At 37.1% G+C, this 4,970-nt stretch carries 5 protein-coding genes; 1 reads left to right on the forward strand and 4 read right to left on the reverse strand.

What is annotated here, in order from left to right:
- Positions 1-281: 281 nt before the first annotated feature.
- Complete coding sequence (locus tag OMO38_RS20140; RefSeq protein WP_264751970.1) at positions 282-704, reverse strand: hypothetical protein; 423 nt, start codon at positions 702-704, stop codon at positions 282-284.
- A gap of 353 nt (positions 705-1,057) precedes the next feature.
- Here OMO38_RS20140 and OMO38_RS20145 point away from each other — a divergent pair, with 353 nt between their 5' ends.
- A complete protein-coding gene (locus OMO38_RS20145) occupies positions 1,058-2,242 on the forward strand; it encodes a glycosyltransferase family 2 protein (RefSeq protein ID WP_264751971.1) in 1,185 nt (394 codons plus the stop codon).
- Here OMO38_RS20145 and OMO38_RS20150 read toward each other — a convergent pair.
- Genes OMO38_RS20150 through OMO38_RS20160 form a run of 3 tightly spaced genes read right to left on the reverse strand, consistent with a single transcriptional unit; the run spans position 2,212 to position 4,708 of the window.
- Entirely contained in the window at positions 2,212-2,796 is a 585-nt protein-coding gene (locus OMO38_RS20150) for a class I SAM-dependent DNA methyltransferase (protein ID WP_264751972.1), read from the reverse strand. The two genes, OMO38_RS20145 and OMO38_RS20150, sit on opposite strands and share 31 nt — an antisense overlap.
- On the reverse strand, positions 2,796-3,521 hold the full coding sequence (locus OMO38_RS20155) for a PIG-L deacetylase family protein (RefSeq protein ID WP_264751973.1): 726 nt from the start codon (positions 3,519-3,521) through the stop codon (positions 2,796-2,798). Before OMO38_RS20155 ends, OMO38_RS20150 begins: the two co-directional genes overlap by 1 nt.
- A complete protein-coding gene (locus tag OMO38_RS20160) occupies positions 3,518-4,708 on the reverse strand; it encodes an acyl-CoA dehydrogenase family protein (protein ID WP_264751974.1) in 1,191 nt (396 codons plus the stop codon). The genes OMO38_RS20155 and OMO38_RS20160 overlap by 4 nt, the downstream gene beginning before the upstream one ends.
- Positions 4,709-4,970: the final 262 nt, after the last annotated feature.

Genomic DNA, 4,970 nt, shown 5'->3' on the forward strand with positions numbered 1-4,970 from the left:
AAAAATGGATGTATAGAATTTAAGAGTGAAAATCGAACTTCTTAAAAGGTAGAGCACCTAAAATATTAATGACAAAATTGAGTGGCTTTGTTGTAATCTGAAATAATTTAAAATCAAATCCTTCCGAAGCCTTATTATTCTACAAATATACGCAGATTAATTGACATATCCCCTATCATTTTCAATATTCATAAATTTATGAAGAAAAAATTGAAAAATTATTATTATTTATCAGTCTAAAAATTATCTGTCCGTTCAAATCTGTGCAGGTTTTCAAAACATCAGCTCTTGTTAAATTCTCTGAATTTTCTCTGATTCCACTGTCTTACAAAAACTTTTCCATCTTCAAACCTGTAAAAACATGTTTCTTTCTCTCTCTCATAAGGTCTGATTAAGGTAAAGCATTCTCCTTCCGGAAGTTCAATAATCTCGTGGATGGTATACGCAGACACAAAGTGCGCGCTCCCCTCCTGTCTGTGGTGAATTGAGGAAGAGTAAGTTCCGTCTTCGTGGATTTCGTATATCCTTTCAACATAACTTCCTTTTAAAATATGCGTAGTAAAACTGAATGGATGATCATGGATATGTTCATTCTGATCTTTTTCGCTGAAGTGATGAATGACCGCATCAAAGGGTAACCCCCTTAAATGATGTTTCATAAACACCGCATTCATTTTTTCGCGTTTGACCTTTATATTAATCATATTTTTAAATTTATTGATGGGATAACAGGAACTTTCAGATATAAACTTTTTTTCAAGTTTCAGTTTAAAAAATTCGGGAAATGTGACAGTTATATAGATGTATCTATTCTTTACCGGATTGATATATTCTATAAAAATAATAAAAAATTAGCAGGAAAAACCTTAAGTCTGGCATTTTGTTCCAAAATTCAAATATATCGTTAAGGTCTTCAATTTTTAAATGTTAGAAAACTGTTAAAAAAAAACGGTGATTAGCTGTTTTATGAGATAAATGGTATTAGAATTGCAAATATTTGAAAGATGTTGATGCAGAGAAAAAAACAGCTGTGAAAGCTTATCTTAAAAAATATTCCATGAAAAATCCTTCAGAACATTTTAGCGATTCTTTATTTTTTGAATCAGAAATTTTGCCAACAGTAAAATTCAGTGTTGTTATTCCTGTGAAGGATGAAGAATCCTATATTACAAGAACACTCAAATCTTTTTCGGAGCAGGTAGATCTGTCAGGAAATGCATTGGATTTTGAAAAGTTTGAAGTTTTGGTTTTGGCTAACAACTGTACCGATAATTCAGTAGCATTCATTAAAAACTTCCAGGCTCAACATCCTGCGATTAACATTTATCTGGAAGAAATTACTTTATCACCGAAGAATTCAAATATTGGCTACGTACGAAGAAAATTGATGGAATGTGCGAATTCAAGACTGCGCAAAAATGATGGAGGTATTATCCTGACGACAGACGGTGACACCGTGGTTTCACCAGATTGGATCGCTCAGACAGAATATGAAATTGATAATGGAGCGGAAGCTGTGGGAGGGCGAATATTACTTTCCGAAAACGAATTGGCAGGTTTAGATGAGTGTACCCTTCTGCATCATTTAAAAGACGAGAAATATCATCTTTTAATTGCTGAGCTTGAGGGGCAGATCATGAATTCTAATGTTGACCCTTCACCAAGACATCATCAGCATTTTAACGGAAGCTTTGCCATTACCACTGACTGCTACACAAAATCCGGAGGTGTTCCTGCAGTTGAACATCTTGAAGATTGTGCCTTTTTTGAAAAATTAGAAAGTATAGATGCAAAAATCCGACACAGCCACAGGGTTTTTGTACATACCTCTGCAAGATGTGTTGGGCGCGCCGCGGTGGGTCTATCTTATCAGCTGAATGTCTGGAAAAATTTAAGGAATACTAATGAAAAATATTTCGTTGAATCATGTGATTCTATTTTCGAAAGACTCAATCAGAAAAGAAGTCTGATGACACTTTGGGAATCAGAAAACCTTTCCAGTGAAGAATTTCACTATAGAATAAAAAAAATCATCCCCGAAATTAAAGAGGATGAAGAAATTTATAATTCATTTGTTACCGCTCTCTATTTTGGAGATTGGTTCCAGAAAGTAATTAAACTTAAGCAATTAAGTACCAAAGAAAGATTTCCAGCTGTGCACATTGACACTGCAATTCTGGATTTACAATTCAGACTTCAGAAAGATAAAAATCAGAATTTTTCCCAAATATCAGTTCTGTAACTTTCGGCACGGCTTGAGAAAACTTTATTCATTTGATTGGCCATCAACCGTTCAAAACTGTCGTGCACTTCGTCACCGGTTTGCGGATAATCATGAACTTCAGGCAACCAGTGTACGAGAACGACAATTCCTTTTGATTGCAATCTGTCATATATAGCGCTCATCGCAATTTCCCAGTCAGCGGGTGACAAATAATACGCGACTTCTGAAATCATAATCAAGTCGTAAAGATCATCAGGAAGTTCCTTAGGAAAACTCATTTGCTGAAATGAAACATTGTCTAATTTCTCACAGCGCTTTGCAGCGATATTCAAAGCTTTTTCTGAAATATCAGTAGCTAATAACTTACCGCTTTTTTCTGCAAGAAGCTGCGTCAGAACTCCGATAGAGCATCCTATTTCCAGCACATTACCGTATTTTTTTTTCGGCAGAGATGCGATGGTAGATGCATATTTTTCAGCCTCATATTCGCTGGTTTCGAAATTCCACGGATCCTCACTGGCATCATATACACCCTTAAAGTAGTCTGAATCTAAAGATTTTTTTTCTTCCATTATTTTGATATAAAAAAGGTTTCATACGGTACATTAAATTGACTGAGCATCTCTTCTGAAAGGCGAAAGCCTTCGGGATCATCATTAATCAAGTCTGTAATCTGAGATTTGTGCTGAGAAATCGCGTGCTGCTTTTGATCAAGCACGCTGCTGATATTAAGTCTGAAAGGCATAGATTCTTCAGTGGTAGGTGCATCTCCGTCTCCGCCCAATTCCTCAAGCCATATTGGATATTCATATATTTTTGCGTTTAAAGTATCAGCGGCATCAATCAGCTGAAAGGCAGCCTGGTGGTCAGGATGTGGATCCCGTCTCCATGGTACGAAGACACTTTGTGGTTTTAGGATACTCATCATTTTGGATAAGTTTTTCACCGCAGCTTCAAACTGCTCACTTGCAGGCGTCGGAACATTTCTGTCTGAATATCTGCAAAAAATAACATGCTCTGCTGATACACCAAGAATTTCGCACGCGTCCAAAAGTTCTTTTTCGCGCAAATCTCTCAGCTTTTCGGCAGGAAATTCTCTGCTGTTGGGATGCGATAAAGTACCGTCGCTCAGCAATACGATATAAACATTCTGTCCATATTTTCGCAATAGAGAAATAACTCCACCACATCCTAAACTTTCATCGTCAGCGTGCGGAGCGATAATTAATGTTGTTCCAAATCCTGTAACACATTGTTCGGGTGCCAGTGGCAGCGTATCATAATTTAAGTTATTCATTTACTTTTGTTTCTGTTAAAATTTAAATTCCAGATATCCCCGGCTGACGTCTCGGAATGTAAGATATGCCCGCCAACGTCTGCCAATACAGCGTCGGGTGCGGGTTGCCGCAAATATGTATTCAGATCACGGATAATTCTTTCAAAATGATAGGGTTTATTGAGACCTCGGGCACCGACACATTTCTGACAGAGATTAATGACTTCTGTACAGATTTGCTCAATGGCAGTTCGCATCATGTTGGCATAAATAATGAAACTGTCACCATTCGTTTTCGTAGGTATTTTCATGTATTGATCCATCTGCAGTGCCGCCGCGGTCAGCCATTGATTTCCAGATTCTACAGCAATTGCCATCTGGCCCAGCCGCATTTTTTGAAAAGGGTCCTGCGTTCTGTTGAGGCTCACCAAATACTTTTTTGTCTCATCCAAAAGTTGCTCGGCTGCACCCAGTTGAACGGCAGCAAAACGTATTGCTCCACCGCTGAAACCAGGCTGCTGATAATATTGCCCTGCCAATCCCAAAAGATTTATTTTAGGAATATGAGATTTCAGAAAAGTGATTTTAAAACTTCGGCTTGCCTTCATGCCCATAGGATTCCACCAACTGGAATCGGTGATTACCGTAGATTTATCTAACGGAACTACACACATCTGCCAAGATCCGTCTTTTCTGGCAGCAGTTACAATTGGCCGGGTGACATAATCTGTTCCTGTCGCAAAAGTTTTTGCACCATTTAAATAAAAAGTTCCTTTCTCATTTTTTGATAAGAAGGTACCGTCTTCTGCCTGAGTATTCCAGACACCAAATAATTTTCCCTCAAACGCATCTGCAGCAAAAAGTTTCTTTTGTTTTTTGGTTCCAAACTGATTGATTAAAATTTGAGCATTGATATGTCCTTCTAAAACTCTTCCCATAACCAGATTTCCTCTGCCTATATTTTTCAGAATTGTAAGGAGAGCCAAATTCGTCCCTGGTTTTAATCCTAAATTTTTTCCACCATACGCTTCTGAAATGCTGGCAGTCAAAAGATTTTCAGATTTCATTTTTGCCAAAGCTATTTTAGGGAAAGAGTCTACAGAATCAGTATCTGCAGCTTCGGAAGCAGAGGTATCTCCAATGATTTTAGAAGAAATTATCAGTTCTGTTAATTTGGATTCCTGTAATTTGGTGTACTTGTTTTTCAAATATTTTATTTATAAAAATTAATTAAAGACTCTGATGAATGTTAGTTAATATATAACCACGATCTTGTTACAAACAGCAAAATCTTTTACTTTAAAAATGTGACAGGCATGATACTTTTAAATATTACCATTATCTCAAAGACTTATTTTGGCAGCGACATCAGGCGTGCATGCTGAATTTCAAATCTCTTAGACGGTACATTGGTACTGTCTGTGAGTTCCGAGAATTTCGCATTCATAATCCAGACTTTATCATTAGCCA

This window comes from Chryseobacterium kimseyorum (assembly GCF_025971945.1).
Lineage (GTDB): Bacteria > Bacteroidota > Bacteroidia > Flavobacteriales > Weeksellaceae > Chryseobacterium > Chryseobacterium kimseyorum.